A 19842-nucleotide genomic window follows, 5' to 3' on the forward strand; every position below is an offset into this window, starting at 1 on the left:
AGTGTTTTTTCAGCAAAAAGTGGCGTTTATTTTACTGTTTTTTTACGATTCCTAATTTATCAATCATATTAACATGTTGATAAACATTAAAAAAATAAAATAAACTCGCAAATTCAGCAATATTTAACGTGACGAACAAAGTATCGCTAAATCATCGAGTTTTTGTCGTTTAGTTATCTTTAAGTGCTAATCATTAAATGATTACTGTTGTCAAACGACAAATACAACTCAGTCTTAATTGTTCATCAAAGATTTTTATCGACCAGACTTGTCGCCGGCGACCTAGATGAATTGCACTACATACGCCACGTACTTTTCCTGAAGATACCGGCCTAATATGGCTAGCATTAATTTCGGTGCCAACTACTTTTTGATTATCTTGAGTGCAGAGATAACCAGCTATCGAGCCTAACGATTCGGCTAATACCACCGAAGCACCACCATGTAGTAATCCAAACGGCTGCATGGTACTTTGATCAACCGGCATTGTTGCTTCAATAGTATCGTCACTGATACTTAACATAACAATCCCTAAATGGGATAACATGCTGTTATCACTCCAACTATTAATTTCTTCGAGGGTATAAGAACGCTGCCAAATCATTTAAATATCTCCAATAACGCTTGTAAAGGATGTTTTATTGTTTCATTTTCAATTCGTTTTACTTGACTGCGACAAGAGTAACCTGTTGCTAGACAACGTGTTTTGGGTAATTTTTGTAATCGATTTCCCCAAGATAAGGCATAAATTCCCTTTGAATTAGCCAGATGTTTAACCTCATGACCATAAGTTCCTGCCATGCCGCAACAACCAACATTAACATTAATAAGTTGACGACCAAACTGAGCAAAAATTTTAATCCATTGTTGGGCACTATCAGCTAACAATGACATTTCGGTACAATGCCCTAATAGATACCATTTTTCAGCCGTTAACTTCGCTGCTGGCTTTGGCGCTAATACTGTCATCAGCCACTCATTAACTAATTTAACTTCGAATTTATCCCGTTTATTACCAAGGATCTGGCTATATTCATCGCGATAACAGAGCACTAAGGCTGGATCAATACCGACCATCGGAATTGATAATTGCGCTAAGCGGTTAAGAAAATCCGCTGTTTTTTGCGCTGTTTTGGCAAAACGGGTTAAATATCCTTTAATATGCAACGCTTTTCCATTAGCAGAAAATGGCAACAATATAGGCCGATAACCTAATATTTCAATTAAATGTATAAAATCTGCAACTACCCTTGCATCATAATAACTAGTAAATGGATCTTGGACGACAAAAACAAATTGGCTGCGAGTCTCTTCAGGTAAGCTTTCTAATTGTGGCAATGACAGAGACAATGCTGCATGACCAGCCAATTGTTGTTGTAAACTGGGTGTAGACAGTTGAGGAAAATCCGTTAGTCCAATCACCTTGTGACCTAGGGTTTGTATCCACCCTTGCCGTAATATAAAATTAAACCAGCGTGGTTGTTTTGCCATCAGCGGCAAAGTTAATTCAATATTGGCAACCACGTAGTCACTAATTGGTCGCAAATAACGACTATAATAGAGGGCTAAAAATTTTGCCCTAAACGTGGGAACATCAATTTTAACTGGGCATTGGGTTGAACACGCTTTACAGGCTAAACAACCCGCCATCGCCTCTTTTACTTCATGGGGAAAAATCATACTGTCCACTCTTAGCTCGCAAGGTATGGTATAGGCGTGTTATTTTTTGCAGCCAAGAGAGTTTATAACTATTAATATCTTCTGCAAATAACGCTAAGTTTACGCCTTGCTTAACCTGTAATCTTAACCATTCTCGCATTAATGTTGCTCGGCCTTTTGGCGAATGAATTCGTTGCTGGGAAATTTTCATTGAAGGACACATTGGACTATTAACGTCAAAATTAAAGCACAAGCCATTACCATTACAGGCCATAACCTGCTCAAATGTTTCCCTCACTTTGATCGGGATAGTGCGATCATAAGTTCCTCTTTTTACAGCATCGATAGGCATTAACGGGAGCGCTACATTAATTGATGAGCATATTTTTCCTGGGTTTAATTGATTAAAGGGATCAAATGCGGTTTTAATTTGACAGAGTATTTGATAAAGCTTTTCACCAAAAAATTGTGGGCCATAGGCGGAGCGAAAACCTTTACCGTGTTCCCCCCATAATAAGCCGCCATATTTAGCAGTAAGTTGAGCAATTTGATCTGAAATTTGTTTCATTAATACTTCTTGTTGAGGATCACACATATCCATCACCGGGCGAACATGTAATACCCCTGCATCAACATGTCCAAACATGCCATAAGCTAAATTATTGCGGTCAAGCAACGCACGAAATTCAGCAATGTAATCGGCTAAATGCTCCGGTGGCACGCAAGTATCCTCTACGAACGGTATCGGTTTTGCTAATCCTTTGGTATTAGCCAACAGGCCAACTGCTTTTTTTCTCATTCGTATAGATATTTTCAATATCTGCTAATTGATGGCATATATGATAATCAAGGATCCCCGAATTACCGGCTTGAATTAACTTATCCAATTGTGAACATAAACGGGTTAATTGTTGATTAATTTTTTCTTCACTATCCCCACTAAATTCAACAATATTTAATGCTGATAATTTTTTGTCATCAACATCGTTAATTAATTTACTCACTGAATGCCAGATAATATCATCACGCGCTAAAGAGAGGATTTTAGTATCAACCGTTTCCACTGATAATGCTTTGGCTGCCACCATAACTGGTGCATTCCGTAACGCTGAATCAAATGAGTCATACTTTATATTAACTAATCGTCTTATTTTAGGTAATGGAGTAATATTTAGCTTAGCTTCGATAATGAAAGCCAGCGTCCCTTCAGAGCCGGTTAAAATTCGGGTTAAATCAAATTGCGTCATAGTATCGTCAAACACGTGTCGCAAATCATAACCGGTTAAAAATCTATTTAATCGCGGAAATTTAGCCAAAATTAGCTGTCGCTGCTGACGACAATGGTGATAAACGGTGCTATATATGCGACCAATAGTTGATTGCTGCTGTGAAAAACGCTCCGCCAACTCAACTGTCATCGGATAGGTTTCTAATACCTCTCCACCAAGTAAAATAGCTTTAACACTCAGTACATGATCCGATGTTTTACCATAAACTAATGAGCCTTGACCTGAGGCATCAGTATTGATCATGCCACCCAAAGTGGCTCGGTTACTGGTTGATAATTCAGGTGAAAAGAAATAACCATAAGGTGCCAAAAATTGGTTAAGTTGATCTTTTATCACACCAGCTTCGACTCTAACCCATTTTTCTGCCACATTAATTTGCAAAATTTTTTGCATATAGCGCGACATATCAACCACAATGCCTTCAGTCAAAGCCTGGCCATTGGTCCCTGTGCCACCACCTCTGGGTGTAAAGGTTAATGACTGAAATTGTTTATCAATGGCAAGTTTCGCCAACAATTGAACATCGCTAGTCGAACGTGGATAGACAACAGCTTGAGGTGTAAGTTGATAAATACTATTATCTGTTGCCATTGATAAACGTTCAGCATAACTGGTGGTTAAATCTCCGCTAAAACCTCGGTCTTTTAATGTCGTTAAATAGGTTGTTATCTGCTGACTGATTTGATGAGCGCGTCCTATACGTGGGATCATTATACTAGTAACTCTTTTTAATTAGTGTTCACTTTGCAATTTATGTACTATCTTTAATTGAGAGTACATACCAGACAAAATTTGGTAATTAACATTTTGTAAACAATACAATTTCCATCATCACCCTACTTTTATTAGATACAAAAAACATGATTAATCATGTAATAGACAATTGATAATATGCACCCATCATTCTTTATAATCAGGCTAATATATGGAAAAAGCGCAATCCCCTAATGATTTACCCAAATTCATTTTTAGCATAATTGCTATTTTATTGATGATAGCTGCATGTTTTTGGGTATTGAAACCATTCATACTTGGTTTTCTCTGGGCAGGCATGGTGGTTATTGCAACCTGGCCATTATTTAAAAAAATTGAAAGTAAACTATGGCATAAAAAATGGCTAGCAAGTATAGCGATGACTCTATTAGTAATATTATTATTTGTTATTCCTTTTGCAATACTAATTGGTAGCATTATTCAAAACAGTGGCCCACTGATTGAATGGGCAAAATCACCAACTGAAATTAGATTACCCGAGCTATTGTGGTTAAAAAACCTACCCTTTATAGGTAATAAACTCTTTGCTTGCTTAAAACTATCGATAGTATTGAGCCCATCTATAATAAGAAGAAGATAGCATTAGTTCATCAGCTGATTGATTCATTAGACAAACGTCCTACAAACGTTTCACTATCATCAGTAGTAAACTCCTTATTAGAGACTTTTGCTAAAGCGCCCTATAACCAGGATCAGAAAATTATTAACTGGCTTAATAATAACATATTGCCGTCTTATCTGGCGAAATATGCTGTCAGCACGATGCCGGCACAAACTGCTCCTGTTTTGACAATCTTGCTAAACTGTTTTACTCACCAACCGCAAATGATGGTTAGTCATAATGGTGCCTTTGTTCAGTTGATTTCACAAGCGATGGCGGGTGAGAGTAACTATAAAGAACAGGCTGAAATCCTGTATAACAGTTATCTGCAAGATAACCGTGTTGAGCCTTATACTAAAGGTGATTTCGGTGATTATGCTGGCAAACCTGATTGGTCTAATAAAGAGGCGGATAATTTTATTCTGCTCTCTGCCAAGCCAGATAGTCACTATGCTATGTTAATGTCGCAAAACCAGCTACAGCGGATGTTAGGTATTCAGTCAGCGCAACCAGAGAATATCAATTGGCATGGCTTTTATCTCTATCAAGGGCAAGACAATATTGGCCCGGCAGATTATCGTTTAGATGATCTTTTTGAACATCATTTTAAATTATTTGCGTCTAACTATCTATTTCAACAGCAGCAAGCCAAATTTAGCCAATTATTAGCAACTTTAGCGTTAGGTAAATTGCAAACCACCTTTCAAACCGCAACAACGCAAAGCTCATCTGCAATTAAATTAATCGATTTTGACAGTCAAGCTAAACTGGCCGCGATATTTGACAATAAGTTTAAGCAATACATAGAAAATGGCGTAATAGGTTATTGCTTAACTCTACCACTGATGATAGTGAAGTATTTGAGGAGCGTTTATCTAACGAGTCGATTAATTGATGTACCAGCTCTATTTTCTTGTCATTATATTTATTATCAATACTGTCGATGGTTGTTAGTAAACTAAAATCATTATTGATATGGTTAAGATAAGTATCTAATCGAGTTTCATCCCAAAACGGTAAAGCGATATTACCTAGCTTGGCACCAGTTAAATCGGCGCCATTCAGTTTAGCACCAAGCATATTAGCTTGACTTAAGTTAGCAAGGTAGTGATTGGGCTATGTTGGTTTCGCAAAACCAGTTACAGCAGATGTTAGATATTAGGTTAGCGCAACAAGTGAATATGAACTGGCATGGTTTCTATCTCTATCAAGGGCAAGAGAATATTGGCCCGGCGAATTATCTGTTAGATGATCTTTTTCAGCATCATTTTATATTATTTGCCTCCAGCTATCAGTTTTGCCAACAGCAAATGTGTTTTATTAAATTACTGGATTCTTTAGAATTGGGTGATTTGCGCGCCACTTTTGAAACAGCAACCAAACAATCTTCTTCTGCCTTTAAATTAATCGGTTTTGATAACGACGCTAAACTAAAAACAATATTTGCCAATAAGTTTAACCAATATGTTGAAAAAGATATAACCTATTATTGTTTAACAGATGAATATGCGACACAATTATTAGCTACCTATCAGCTTACGGACGCTACTCCACAAAGACAAGCTGAAGTTCTGTTATGTTTGTCAGCTTTATTTTGTAAGTATTCTTCTAGTGCCTTATTTGGCACTGAATACGATTCACCGCTGCCATTGAGATATTTTGCCTTTGCTTTAATGGAGCAAGCATATCGACTAGCGCCAACAACATTGGGTTCTGAAGAACAGTATCGAGATTGGACTAATAGATTATTAGGCCATGAGAGAGAGTTCACCTGTTCGGCAGTGCTATCAAATATGATGGTTACTTATATTAAGGCCCATTTTCCAACCATCATTGCCGGCATCATGCCGCCAGCCTGGCGCTGATGGATGTTGGTGAAATTAAGATTTTTTATGGTTGTATAAAGTGCATCAGTCTAATAAATGATGTACTTTTTTATTATTAAGCCAGAAGTTATTAACCACTTAGCAGCGAGTAAAAGCGGATATTATTGCCCGTTAGATTTATTTTGCCGGCTGATGTTGCCACCCTTGATATGCTAGCGGTAAAAAACCAACCAAGATAGCTAGCACTGCAACGGCACTGACATAATAAACCGGTGCCAGATGAGATTGTTGTAGCCAGAAGCCCGTGATGATCGGCGTTAAACCACCAAAAATTGCATAGGCAATATTGTAGGCAAAAGACAGGCCAGAAAAACGGATTGCAGGTGGAAATGCCCGAGTGCCAATAATCGGGGTTAAAACGACGGCGCCGACGAACAATCCCATAATGCCGTAATAACTACTTAATGTTAAAAATGAAATAGCCGGTGATAGTATGGAATAGAAATAGCTGGCGCTGATGATCAGGCCGCTATAGGCTACTAACATGGTGAGACGGGAGCCAATTTTATCGCTTAAGTAACCCCAAAAAAATACAGCCAACGGTTAACATCAACACTGCAAAGCAATTGGCTTGTAAGGCGCTATTCCGATCGATATGGTAGATGCCGCGTAAAATAACGTCAGGCGTCATTAAAATGATCACGATAATTGAGGTCGATAGAGACCAGGTTAGTAGCGCGGTGATCAAACAAGCCTGCTTATGTGATGTTAAAACAGTCTTAACTGGCAACTCATTACAAAGCGCTCTTTGTGCCGCTAACTCTTTGAATATTGGGGTTTCCTGTAAAAAGCGTCGCAAATAGACAGCAATAAAGCCAAATAACCCGCCGACAATAAACGGAATGCGCCAGGCGAAATCGACAATTTGTTGTTCGGTAAAGTGATATTCAATGATAATGGCAATAATCGAGCCGAGCAAAATACCACCGGTAATGCCTGAAGTCAGCGTTCCAATAGCTCAACCATAACGCTGTTTTGGCGTGTGTTCAGCGATAAACACCCAGGCACCTGGCATTTCTCCGCCAATTGCCGCTCCCTGCATAATACGCATCAAAAGTAATGACAGTGGCGCAGCAATACCAATCGTGGCATAAGTTGGCAATGCTCCTATAACTAAAGTGGGCAGGGCCATCATAAAGATACTCAAACTGAACATGCGCTTACGGCCTATTTTATCGCCGTAGTGTGCCATAATAATGCCACCTAATGGACGAGCTAGATAACCGGCAGCGAATAACCCAAGGGTTGCTATCAGAGCGAGAAATTGATTACCAGCCGGAAAAAAAAGTAGCGAGATGGTTTTGGCATAAAAGACAAAAATAACAAAATCGTAAAACTCAAGTGTACTACCTAACGAAGATAGACCCAGCGTTTTATAATCTTGCCGATTTAGTGGCCTGGCAACAGGCTGACTTTGCGTATTGGTTAGCGATGGCATGTTTTTTTAATCCTTTTTATTAATAGGCAAAATAGTGTATTAATTCGCTGAATAAATCATTCAAACAATAGGTGCAATTTGTTAATTGATTTTATTTTTTAATAATAAAAAATAATGAAATAACAATGATATCTTGATTTAGCGATAATAATTATCTGTTTATCATCCGGCAGTTATAACCAATAATCTGGTTTTTTTCGTCATTGTCTATATAAACATAAAAAGCGGATATTATTTTATCCTACTCTGGATAACCTTTAAACCGGAGAAATATTGGGTTATTTGTTTTTAATTAAATCAATGGTTAGCAAAATCAAGGATGAAATTTAGATAGTAATGCATTCTATTTTAACCATATAAATATATTAATCTGCTATTTTTCAATTGATAGATAGAGAAAAATTTGGCTATTAATTTAAATATATTGAGATAGCAAAGAGGTGTAATAAGTTTTGTTTTAAGGCGCTATTCTAATGTTGCCATGATAGATTAGCGCTGACGATTTAAATTAGAAAAAGAGTGGCTAAACCTAAGAAAATAAAGAAGCCGCCGGTATCAGTAATCGCGGTTATCATCACACTTGAGCCAATGGCCGGATCTCGACCCAGTTTCACCAATTAATGGGATAATAACGCCCATTAATGCGGCCATCATTAAGTTCAATATCATAGCTAAAGTCATCACCGCACCCATCTCAAGGTTACCATAGAGTAAATAGGTGACGATGCCCATGATCCCGCCCCAGACAATACCATTGATCAGCGCGACGCCTAATTCTCTCAGTAACAGAAATGAGAAATTACCAGTTTGGATTTGATGCAAGGCAATTGCTCGAACAATCATAGTGATAGTTTGGTTGCCGGTATTGCCACCAATGCCGGCGACAATAGGCATTAGTGTTGCCAGTGCGACCAGTTGTGAAATGGTATTTTCGAACACACCAATCACTCGTGAGGCAATGAAGGCGGTACAGAGGTTAACGGCAAGCCAGGTCCAGCGAGTTTTTACTGCTTGCCCAACGGGGGCAAAAACATCTTCCTCAGGGCTTAATCCTCCCATGCGCCGGATGTTGCTATCACTCTCTTCATTAAGATTATCAACTATATCTTCAACGGTTAAGCGTCCCATTAATAAACCATTGTTATCAACCACAGCAGCTGAAATCAAATCGTATCGTTCAAAAGCACTTGCAGCGTCTTCTGCTTTTTCGTCAGGCAAGAAGCTCATCGTGGCGGTTTTCATCACATCAGCCACTGTTTTTGTTGGTGATGAGGTTAAAATCGTCGTTAATGGCAATTCCCCTTGCAAGCGATTTTGTATATCGACAATAAAAATTTTATCGGTTGCTTCAGGGATATTACCGCGCTGGCGTAGATAGCGTTGAACAGTTTTCAGGCTAACGTTAGGCCTAACGGTAATAAATTCAAAATCCATCATTTGGCCACCGCTATCTTTAGGATATTGTAGTACCTCACGGATCTGATTACGTAAACTGGGATCAAGGTAAGTCAGTAAACGACGCATTGTGTCGCGCGGTAAGTGTTCGGCAATATAGGCTTGCTCATCAACATGTAGATTAGCAACAGCACGTAGCAACTCTCTATCTGACATGTTCTTGAGTAAACTTTCCCAGACCGAGGTTGAGGCTTCGACTAAAACCTGACCACGTTTATTATTATCAATTAAATACCATAGTGATGAGCGTTCATCATAAGGCAACATTTCTAAAAGATCCGCAATATCGGCTGCATGTAAGGCATGTAATAGTGATTTAATTTGGATGATATTTTTATCGTGCTTTACGATCGATAAGGCTTGTTGTTTGTCGTGTTGGGTGGCTAATATTTTAATCGTCTCTTCATTTTCCATGAAAAGCGTCAAAATATCTTGCCTAATTTGTGCCAGCTTTTGTGAATGTGGATTAATAAGTGAGGTAATATTCGATGAAAAGGCTGGTTGAGACATGGTTATCCTTAAATACTAATAGTCGTAACCTATTATCAGGTATTATCATTTTTAATGACTTTCGATTAAATGCACACATTATTTAAACAACTACTATCAGCAGCAGGATAAATAAGTTATTGAATAGAAAACAAGCAATTAAGTTAGATTTATGGTTGCTAGATTTTATTTTTAATCATACCAAAATATCAAGCAGATTCCTCTTTAATTTTTAGTTTCCAGCTAGGAACATCTTGCCAATATTTTTGTTCTTTTTCTAAATCTAGCAGCATTAACGCATTTTGCTGTAAATAGTGGGGAGGAAAATAGAGTGTCCAATGATTTTGATCGGTTTTCAAACGTAGTGAGTTTGGCGTGGTTGTCGATTGACGTTGATTATTAAGTAGCGTAGCTAACCGTAATAGTTGGATCATGGGTAAATATTGTTTTTTCTTAAATAGATTTAACTTAGGGAATTCATCAGCTTTGATACTTTTTTTATGATACCTGACCAATGTCGCTAGTAATAACTGTTGCTCTTGGTTAAATCCTGGCAGATTGGTGTTGTATAAAATATAGGCAGAATGACGATGTAAGCCATTATGATTGATATTTAATCCAACCTCATGCAGCATAGCGGCCCAGATAAGTAGCACTTTCAATTGTGGGTTAACCAACTTGGGATTTTGTTTTGCCCATTGTTGATAAAGGATCTCGATGGTTTTTGATACTCGCTGCGTTTGTTCTCGGTCAATATTATAATGTTCAGCTAAACTTAATGCGGTGCGTTGGCGAATGTCTTGATGACGAAAACGTCCTTCCATTTCATAGAGAACCCCTTCACGTAAAGCACCGTCAGAGAGCGTTAACTGCTTGATTTGCAGAGAATCAAATATGCCACATAAAATGGCTAATCCCGGAACAAAAACGTGAGCACGCTCTGCTGATAAGCCGGGTAGATCGAGTGACTTAAAATTTTTATACTTTAGTACTAATTTTTTTAGTTTAACTAAGCGCTCATGGGTGATGATGCCATCTGAATCACCCAACTGGCAAAGTACTTCATGAATTGCTTTTATGGTTCCTGAAGCACCAAAGGCATAGTCCCAACCTTGCATTTGATATTGGCAAGCAAGATTTTCCAGTTTTTGTCGGCTAGCAAAATAGGCGCGCGCAAAATTAGTTTCATTAATTAGATTATTAGCAAAAAATTGGCGGGCATAGCTGATGCAGCCCATTTTACGGCTTTCCATTAATAGAGGCTTAAAATTTTCACCAATAATAAGTTCTGTAGAGCCACCGCCAACATCGATCACCAGCTTCCGACCTTTTTCTGACTGGGTATGCTCAACCCCCATAAAAATCAGCCGCGCTTCTTCTTGGCCTGAAATAATTTCAATTGGGTAGGGTATAACGGCTTTAGCTCGTTGCAAAAACTCTTTGACGTTAACCGCTTCTCGTAAGGCATGAGTTCCAACTATGCAAACATTATCAGCGGTAAATCCTTGTAAACGTTCAGCAAAAAGCGCTAAGCAGGTCAAGGCACGCTGAATTGATTTTTCGCTTAATTTGTTATGTTCATCTAAACCGTCAGCCAGATGAACACGTTTTTTAATGCGGGTTAAAATCTGTAAGGCACCATTAACTATTCGCGCAACAATCATATGGAAGCTATTAGAGCCAAGATCTATGGCAGCAATTTCCATCGGCCTCGATGCTGAAGGTTTTATTAATGGCATAGTGTTAAGCTCTTGTTTCTGGATGTTCTAGTGATTTTAGATAATCGTAGACAGCAAGCTGTGCCTGGATCTTGCGTTTATTACCGCGTGGTACATAACGATTGGTTAACTCTTTATCGATATAACGCGCTTTAACGGTATCATTAAATTGTAATTCAAGAATGTCGAGCACGCGTTGTTTCAGTTGTTGATCAACCAATTTAACAGCCACTTCAATACGAAAATCGATATTGCGGGTCATCCAGTCAGCTGATGAGATGAAGACTTCTTCGTTGCCATTATTACTAAATACATAAACTCTGTCATGCTCAAGAAAACGGTCGACAATGCTAGTAACTTGAATATTTTCACTAAAATTAGCTTGGCCGGGAACCAGCGAACACATGCCTCGGATCAGCAGACGAATTTTTACGCCAGCTTTGGAGGCATCATAAAGACGATTAATTAACTCTTTGTCATCTAAGTTATTAATCTTTAGCAAGATAGCGGCCGCTTTTCCCGCTTGAACGTTGCTAATTTCCCGATCGATCAGTTGCGTCATCCGAGTGCGTGAATTTTGCGGCGAAACCATTAGATTTTCAAAATTGACAGGTCGGTAAGGGTTTTCAATAAAGTTAAATACCCGCCTTACTTCATTGGTAATTTGTTGATTTGCCGTTAATAAGGAATAGTCGGTATAAAGGCGAGCGGTTTTTTCGTTAAAATTTCCGGTGCCAATATGAGCATAACGAATAATTTCACCTTGTTCGAGACGAGAAATAATAAAAAGTTTAGCGTGGATCTTAAGGCCAGGTGCAGAGAAAATGACATGTACTCCGGCTTCGGTAAGATGCTTAGCCCAATGAATATTGGCTTCTTCATCAAATCTCGCTTGTAATTCAACCACCACGGTGACTTTTTTACCGTTGTGCGCTGCATGGATCATCGATTCAATAATGCGCGAATCCTTGGCTACACGATAAATATTGATTTTGATTGTCAATACGTTGGGATCAAAAGAGGCTTGGCGTAATAATTCTATCGTATGCTCAAAAGTGTAATAGGGATAATAGAGGAGAACATCTTTTTCTCTGATCGCATCAAAGCCATTACGGAAGTTATCAAAACGACGATGACGTAAACGCGGCAGTGGTTTATTCAGTAAATTTTTATTACCTTCGTTTGGAAATTTAATGAAATCTTTAAAGTTATGATAACGGCCACCGGCAATGACTGAATCATCACTTGATAGTCCGAGTTTTTTTCTCAGTAGTTCTACCATTTCATCAGGCATATTACGTTGATAAACAAAACGAACCGGTTCGGCATTAAGACGTTGTTTTAAACTGGATGACATCAACTCCAGCATGCTGGATTCCATCTCAGTAGTTAAATCATATTCCGCATCGCGCGTCATTTTCATCGCGTAGGCGTTTAATTGGTCATAGTCAAAAAAGCCTTTAAATATTTCGTCTAGACAATAACGCAAAATATTATCTAGCAGGATCATTGATTTCCTACGTTTTGGCATTTCAGGCGGTAAATGAACAAATCGAGGTTGTTTGCCTGCTGGAATTTCTAGTAAGGCATATTGAATATTTTGTCCCTTGATAATTTCAACGGCTAAATAGGTATAATCATCTTTTAAAAATTCAACTAAATCAGTTTCCGGCGTGATCAGGATAGGCGTAATATGCTGACGAAGTTGTTGGCGAAAAAATTGTCGTAACCAAATTTGTTGATTTGGCGAAATTTGCCGTTCATTAATTAGGAAAATTTGGTTACGCGCCATTTCAAGTAATAACTCGTTATATAATGAGTCAAATTCTTGATCCAGTTTGGCAACTTTGCTTTCAATTCGCTTTAATAGCTGGCGTGAACTGGATGCGGTTCCTCGTTCTTCATTAATTAATATACGTCGCTTAACATCAGCAAATCTAATTTTATAAAATTCTTCAAGGTTATTGGAATAAATGCCTAAAAATCGCATGCGTTCAATCAGCGGATTACGTTTATCTGCTGCTTCTTGCAAAACTCGCTCATTGAATGATAACCAACTGATCTCTTTTTCAGTATAGAGCCGATCTTGAGACATCTTTACTCCATAACCAATATTGTTATTTAGTAATACAGGATATTGATACTTAACAGCTTATCTGATTACTGATGATTTTTCAGGTGTTTTATTGGCCTCTGGTGAGAATTTTTTTCTCATTTCACTGTATTGATGTTGAAAAATACTCATCCGAATGACGGTACGATATTTACCATTAATAAAAAATTCATCAACCAAATCGCCTTCAATATGAAAGCCCAATTTTTTATAAATATGCAGCGCTTTGGTATTTTCTTTATCCACAATCAAGTAGACTTTATAGAGATTTAACACTGAAAAAGCATAATCCATCGCTAGGTTGGTGGCTTTGGCGGCATATCCTTTACCTTGAAAGGCCGGATCGATAATAATGCCAATTTCAGCTCGACGATGAATATAATTTATTTCTACTAATTCAATTAATCCAATTTTAGTGCCTTCATTTTCAATAATAAACCGACGCTCTAACTGATCATGAATGTGTTTGTCATACAGATCACTTAATTCAACAAAAGCTTCATAAGGCTCTTCGAACCAATAACGCATAACACTGGCGTTATTATCTAATTGATGGACAAATGGGAGATCTTCACGTTCTAAAGGTCGTAGTGTAATTGACTCATTTTTTTTGCCAGTAGGCATTGGATACCTCGATTGGGAGTAAAACTTAGCATATTAAAATAGTTACTATGGATGTTCTGTATTTTTAGTCGGTTTGGTTAGTAAAGAATAGCAGAATCAAGCTGAGTGATAAATGAGAGCAATTATATTTTAACAATAAACTCAGTTTTCGATAACTAATTAGTTAAGTATTGGTTGATTATTACTACAAAATTATCAATTAGAATTTGTATCAATATGGGTTAGCATCAGTATACAAAATTGTGATGCCATTGGCATCACATAGGGACAGATACTGCTAATCTTCATTAGCATAACCGTATTCAGGTAGTTTACAGCCATCCAGGAAGGCTGAATTATTAACCATAGCTAAACGGCCTTTAACAAACCAATTAATAACTAATGGATAAATACGATGCTCTTGTGTTTGAACGCGCGCAATAATATCTTGCGGTTGATCTCCGGCAAAGATAGGCACTTTAGCTTGTAAAATAATTGGACCTGCATCCAATTTCTCAGTGACAAAGTGAATCGAAGTACCGTGCTCTTTATCTCCGTTTGCTAGCGCTTTACGGTGAGTATCTAATCCGGGATACTTAGGTAATAAGGAAGGGTGAATATTAATTATTTTACCTAAATAATGGCTGACAAAGCGTGGCGTGAGAATGCGCATGTAACCTGCCAACACGATCAGATCTGGCTGATATCGTGCTATTTCGGTCATCAGTGAAGCATCATAAGCATGGTTATCCGCGTAATCCGTTTTTTGCATCACGACAGTTGGGATCGCGGCTTGCTTGGCCCGTTCTAAACCATAAGCAGTTGGATTATCACTGAAAACTGCACTAATTTTTGCGGCAATACTTTGTTTTTGGCAAGCATCAATAATGGCTTGTAAATTACTGCCATTGCCAGAAATTAATACTACAAAATTTTTCATTAGCTGATTGTTACCTGCGGTTCATCCGCGTTGATCTCGACAATTTTACCAATTTGCCAGGCTTTTTCACCCAGTTGATTGAGTAGTTGTAATGTATCAGAGACTTCTTCTGCGGGTAAAACAATTAACATGCCAACACCACAATTGAAGGTGCGGTACATTTCATGGGTCGATACATTACCGGTTTGTTGTAACCAACTAAATATCGCCGGCCATTGCCAGCTAGCGCTATCGATCTGCGCTTGGGTATTGGCGGGTAAAACCCGTGGAATATTTTCCCAAAAGCCACCACCGGTTATATGGGCAATGGCATGAATATTCTGTTTTTCAATCAACGCTAGAATATTTTTAACATAGATGCGTGTTGGGGCTAATAAATGATCAGCCAGTGACTTATTTTCTAGTTGTACTGTGGCTGGATCTATTTGGTTTAACTGTAAAATTTTTCTAATTAATGAATAACCATTGGAATGGGGGCCACTAGCGCCTAACGCAATTAGGGTATCGCCAGCTTTAACTTTGCTACCATCAATAATTTTTGTTTTTTCGACCACGCCAACACAAAAACCTGCTATATCATAATCTTCACCATGATACATACCAGGCATCTCTGCTGTTTCACCGCCGACTAGAGCACAGCCTGATTGTTTACAGCCTGCTGCAATGCCTTTGATCACGCTGGTCGCTGTATCGACGGCTAGTTTACCGGTGGCGTAATAATCGAGAAAAAAGAGTGGCTCGGCACCTTGAACAATCAAATCATTAACGCACATAGCAACTAAATCAATGCCAATTGTATCATGGCGTTTTAAGTCCATTGCTAATCGCAGTTTTGTTCCGACACCATCTGTGCCTGAAACTAAGATTGGCTCACGATATTTTTGTGGTAAGGCACACAGTGCGCCAAAGCCGCCTAATCCTCCCATTACTTCTGGGCGGCGGGTTTCTTTAACAGCACCTTTAATACGTTCGACCAGTGTATTACCTGCATCGATATTGACACCAGCATCTTTATAGCTGAGAGAAATTTTATCTGTCACAGCAAGCTCCCAAGGCGATTGCATTTAGTAAAATAGATGGAAACAGAAATAATTCTACCAGCCTAAGCAAACGTTTGCGAGATACTTATTTTGGTTTTCATAATAAAACTCAAGAGCCAGCAAAAGTGAATTCCCTGCAAGAAAAACCTTAATCTATCAGTGGAACAGGTTTGAAAAAGCGCTATAATCTGATAATTTTTTATTTGTAGATGGTTTGTACTGAAGGAGAGTAGCGTGAAAATCGTTGAGGTAAAACACCCGTTAGTTAAACATAAATTGGGCTTATTGCGGGATAAAGATATTAGCACTAAACGTTTTCGTGAATTGGCCTCAGAAGTGGGCAGTCTGTTAACTTATGAAGCAACAGCAAATTTAGAAACAGAAACAATTGCAATAGAAGGATGGTGTGGGCAGGTAAACATCGAGCAAATTAAGGGAAAAAAAATTACTGTCGTGCCAATTTTACGTGCTGGATTGGGAATGATGGATGGGGTGCTGGAAAATGTTCCCAGTGCCCGTATAAGTGTTGTGGGTGTTTATCGTGATGAAAAGACGCTGGAGCCTATTCCATATTTTCAAAAGCTGGCTTCAAATATTAATGAACGGATGGCATTGGTTGTTGATCCGATGTTGGCCACAGGCGGTTCAATGATTGCCACGATTGATTTACTTAAAAAAGAGGGTTGTCATGCTATTAAAATATTGGTACTAGTTGCCGCGCCGGAAGGTATTAAGGCACTGGAAGCTGCTCATCCTGATGTTGAACTTTATACCGCATCTATTGATGATCATTTGGATGAACATGGTTATATTGTTCCTGGTTTGGGTGATGCGGGCGATAAGATATTTGGTACCAAGTGACATTTATTGTTTATGTTATTTTTTATTAATTATAGTTATTGAGAGCTAATAAGATTGGATAGAGATACCAATCTTATTAAGTTTGAATATTATTTTAAATTTAGGGCGTTAATTTTTCGGTGTTTTTTTCACTCTATTTCTATCTAACCAACGTTTTAGTCCTGCATAGGTTTTATTTAATTCAACTTTGGCATTTTCTACCGTTAGTTTGTTGTGATCAAAAACAAACTCTTGAGCGACATAATTAAAACTATAGCCGGAAGCGGGATTAGAATAGAGACTGTAATAGAACAATTTGGCTTGATTATCTGCTTTTATGATAGGGGTAATAAATTGAATAAAATTATGATCCTCTTCATTAAATTTTACAAAATCTGTTAGATGAGTTGTTAATTCATGGATTAAACTAGCGCGTTCATTATTGTCAATAAATTTATGCGTGGCAATAATGTGTTCAGCTAATTGCTGTGGGTTGGTAGTTTTGAAACTACTTGAACGATTATTAAAATTTGAAATATAGTTACAGTTTCTAATTTGATAAAGATACTCTAGGTAGTTCCGTAAATAAAGCGATGCATTATCTAATGAATTAGTTGGCGCCCATTTTGATTCATCACGGATATTAGTTATAATTGTAGTAATAAAATTTGTCGGTGAAGCTGCCAGTTTCTTGGCATTTGTGTCTAAATCGCTATTTTCATTCCATTGATTGTCATCTTGAATGGCTTTTTCTTTGCCTTGACCAAATATTTCAGCACAGCCTAATAAATGGCTAATATTTTCACCACTATATTTTGACGTATCAATAAAATTATCAATATCATTAAATTTATTTGTATTTATCATAAGGATGCCTTAAATTAAAATAATTGATTTTATAATTTATTCAATTTAATTTTTATTAAAAAGTTTTGCATTCACTAATTTAAAATATATCGTTATAATTTTATTAAATAAAATCGTAACAAATATATTTTTAAATATTAACTAGATCACTGTGTTGTTATTTAATTTTAATACATCATGTATAATTGCTTAGGATGTAAGAAAAATTATTAGTATTTTTTGTTTTTATAATCTGAGTAGTAAAGTGTATTAATTAAAGCACAGCAAATAGTTATTATTTTCTACTTTAGTATTGTTTTGTTTTAACCAATCAGAAAGTAGCGTAAAATCAACTTGAAAAAGACTTTTTATATCATCAGATGATAAGTTAAAATCCATAAAGTGAAGTGTTAATCTTGATAAATCAATTTCAAAATTATATTCTTCATCAGGTTTATTTTTTTCTGTTTCTATATCGAAGCTAAAAGTTACTTTTGAGGAGTAAAGTTGTAGTTTAACTATATTTTTTCTTGAACTTAAAATAGTATGTGTAAATAAAATTGTAGTATTATCTTCATTAACTTTAGCTAAAGAGTTTTTGATTAATTTTTTTAGTGATGAATAAATTTCTTGATATTCTTTTTGAGAAGTATATGAATAAAAATCAGTTATTTTTTCAAGTAATTGTTGATAATTATTAGCTTCGTAATTGACATTGCTGCTAGTGTATTCATCAGTGACAAACATGTTTGTTTCTTGTAGAGCAGCAATATATTCATAATATTTTTTTTCATTGCCTTCATTATCAGGTTCATCAGGCGCCCAACCGCTATAGTCTTTGGCTATGGTTAATAAACAAGTTACCACATGTTGTGGGTAGTCAAGTAATTTTGTCACAAGATTAACATCATTATATCGATACATATCTTTTAATAGGGATTCTGCCGCTAATGCTTTTTCGATATCGTCCCCCAAGCTCAAAGCGCCACTGGTTACTAACTTTGCTTGCTGGCTAGTTTCTTGATTTTTAATATTATTAATAACCTCAGATTTTTTATTATAGGCTTTATTTAGCAGCAAATGTAGCATTTCATTTTGTTTTTTTGACATAATTTAATTCCTTTGATTGTAAATATTATTAATATATTTATAATATAATTTGTCTTATTAAGTCCTAATGATGAATAATTATTATTTTTCTAAACAGGTTGCACAATCATCTTTATTTCCTTTATTTGGTGTTTTTACCCGACATAACCAGCATTTTAGGTCGTTTCTTGTTTCACCAACGATCATTTTTGCCATTTCTATATCCAACATATGAGTATGAAAAGTCATAACCAGGTTATTTAATTGTACACGTGATTTATATTTATCTGCTGGTGCATTTTTACCGTTTCCACCACTGTTTCTTGCTAATTCGATATTAGAGGTATTAATATAAAAATTTAAGTCATTTTTACTTTTGGAATCAATGACACCTTGGGTAAATGTAGTATCAGTATTTTTCAGTTCTGCGTGGGATAGTGCTGCCTTGGCCAGATCAGTTACTGATTTTTTAATTTTATTTTTATCAAATCCGGAAATTCCCTCAAATATATTAACGACCTTATCAATCAAATCATTATAATTCTCGTATTGATAATTAACGTCGATAGATCTATCTGATGAAATCATCAAAAAAGGATTCTCTCTCATCAGGTTAGTATAATTAGCATAAGCATGAACATTACCTATTAGGTTGGGTTTTGTCGCATTGTATCCAGCACTCGTCATTGCCATTGTACTCATCATTGCTAGTGCATTAGCGGGTGATTTTACTAATTCTTCTGCGGTTTTATCAGGTGAAGCACCGCTACTGTTCACTTCGTAAAGAAGAGCAGAAACGGCTAAGTCAGCATCTTGCTGTGCGCCAATAATTTCTCCGCTAGAAGCGATAATCTTTGAATCATTATAACCTGTGAATGTTGGTGCTGGTATTGCTTTAAGCATTTTGAACCAATTAGCAAGTTTTTCATATTCTGTATTCATGTCTATCGTTTTCATAATATTCCTTATTTAAAGTTTAAATATCACTCGAATTAACTTAATTAGAAATTTACTTAATTTGGTTAATAAGATGCCTTGTTTATAATAAAAGTAAAGTTAAAA

At 36.9% G+C, this 19842-nt stretch carries 13 protein-coding genes and 3 pseudogenes; 4 read left to right on the forward strand and 12 right to left on the reverse strand.

The features are described from left to right. Window positions 1-193: 193 nt before the first annotated feature. The gene (locus AACL31_RS12230; RefSeq protein WP_310512810.1) at window positions 194-604 is read right to left on the reverse strand and encodes a hotdog fold thioesterase; all 411 of its coding nucleotides are present in this window, start codon (window positions 602-604) and stop codon (window positions 194-196) included. Next, window positions 601-3659: pseudogene (gene ydiJ / locus AACL31_RS12235) on the reverse strand (D-2-hydroxyglutarate dehydrogenase YdiJ). The gene AACL31_RS12230 and the pseudogene ydiJ overlap by 4 nt, the downstream one beginning before the upstream one ends. Before the next feature lie 214 nt (window positions 3660-3873). Between ydiJ and AACL31_RS12240 the strand changes: the two are divergent. From AACL31_RS12240 to AACL31_RS12250, 3 genes are all read left to right on the forward strand, one after another. Next, on the forward strand, window positions 3874-4302 hold the full coding sequence (locus AACL31_RS12240) for an AI-2E family transporter (RefSeq protein ID WP_339053202.1): 429 nt from the start codon (window positions 3874-3876) through the stop codon (window positions 4300-4302). Continuing rightward, window positions 4251-5285, forward strand: coding sequence for a hypothetical protein (locus AACL31_RS12245; protein ID WP_339053203.1), 1035 nt, complete (start codon window positions 4251-4253; stop codon window positions 5283-5285). Before AACL31_RS12240 ends, AACL31_RS12245 begins: the two co-directional genes overlap by 52 nt. A gap of 156 nt (window positions 5286-5441) precedes the next feature. Beyond that, window positions 5442-6188, forward strand: coding sequence for a hypothetical protein (locus AACL31_RS12250; RefSeq protein WP_310512009.1), 747 nt, complete (start codon window positions 5442-5444; stop codon window positions 6186-6188). 138 nt (window positions 6189-6326) lie between these two features. Here AACL31_RS12250 and AACL31_RS12255 read toward each other — a convergent pair. The 7 genes and pseudogenes from AACL31_RS12255 to purM form a co-directional block, all read right to left on the reverse strand. Then, window positions 6327-7647 (reverse strand): annotated as a pseudogene (locus AACL31_RS12255) (MFS transporter). A gap of 503 nt (window positions 7648-8150) precedes the next feature. Further along, window positions 8151-9612, reverse strand: a pseudogene (gene mgtE, locus AACL31_RS12260) (magnesium transporter). Between the two features lie 188 nt (window positions 9613-9800). Beyond that, on the reverse strand, window positions 9801-11330 hold the full coding sequence (ppx, locus tag AACL31_RS12265; RefSeq protein WP_310512008.1) for an exopolyphosphatase: 1530 nt from the start codon (window positions 11328-11330) through the stop codon (window positions 9801-9803). A 4-nt stretch (window positions 11331-11334) separates the two neighbouring features. Next, window positions 11335-13404 carry a polyphosphate kinase 1 gene (gene ppk1, locus AACL31_RS12270; RefSeq protein WP_310512007.1) on the reverse strand — a complete coding sequence of 690 codons (2070 nt, stop codon included), beginning with the start codon at window positions 13402-13404 and terminating at the stop codon, window positions 11335-11337. Between the two features lie 57 nt (window positions 13405-13461). Then, entirely contained in the window at window positions 13462-14046 is a 585-nt protein-coding gene (speG, locus tag AACL31_RS12275) for a spermidine N1-acetyltransferase (protein WP_032114887.1), read from the reverse strand. Window positions 14047-14323: 277 nt separating this feature from the next. Beyond that, window positions 14324-14965, reverse strand: coding sequence for a phosphoribosylglycinamide formyltransferase (gene purN / locus AACL31_RS12280; protein WP_310512006.1), 642 nt, complete (start codon window positions 14963-14965; stop codon window positions 14324-14326). Next, entirely contained in the window at window positions 14965-16005 is a 1041-nt protein-coding gene (gene purM, locus AACL31_RS12285; RefSeq protein WP_310512005.1) for a phosphoribosylformylglycinamidine cyclo-ligase, read from the reverse strand. The genes purN and purM overlap by 1 nt, the downstream gene beginning before the upstream one ends. A 234-nt stretch (window positions 16006-16239) precedes the next feature. Between purM and upp the strand changes: the two genes are divergently transcribed. Beyond that, a complete protein-coding gene (gene upp, locus AACL31_RS12290; RefSeq protein ID WP_310512004.1) occupies window positions 16240-16866 on the forward strand; it encodes a uracil phosphoribosyltransferase in 627 nt (208 codons plus the stop codon). 108 nt (window positions 16867-16974) lie between these two features. On the opposite strand, the gene AACL31_RS12295 is transcribed toward upp, so the two are convergent. From AACL31_RS12295 to AACL31_RS12305, 3 genes are all read right to left on the reverse strand, one after another. Next, window positions 16975-17712, reverse strand: a complete 738-nt coding sequence (locus AACL31_RS12295; RefSeq protein ID WP_310512003.1) for a hypothetical protein — start codon at window positions 17710-17712, stop codon at window positions 16975-16977. A 249-nt stretch (window positions 17713-17961) separates the two neighbouring features. After that, on the reverse strand, window positions 17962-18801 hold the full coding sequence (locus AACL31_RS12300) for a hypothetical protein (protein ID WP_339053197.1): 840 nt from the start codon (window positions 18799-18801) through the stop codon (window positions 17962-17964). Between the two features lie 81 nt (window positions 18802-18882). Then, window positions 18883-19737, reverse strand: a complete 855-nt coding sequence (locus tag AACL31_RS12305; protein ID WP_310512001.1) for a hypothetical protein — start codon at window positions 19735-19737, stop codon at window positions 18883-18885. Between the last annotated feature and the right edge of the window lie 105 nt (window positions 19738-19842).

The organism is Arsenophonus endosymbiont of Crataerina pallida (genome assembly GCF_964020125.1).
GTDB classification, from domain to species: Bacteria; Pseudomonadota; Gammaproteobacteria; order Enterobacterales; family Enterobacteriaceae; genus Arsenophonus; species Arsenophonus nilaparvatae.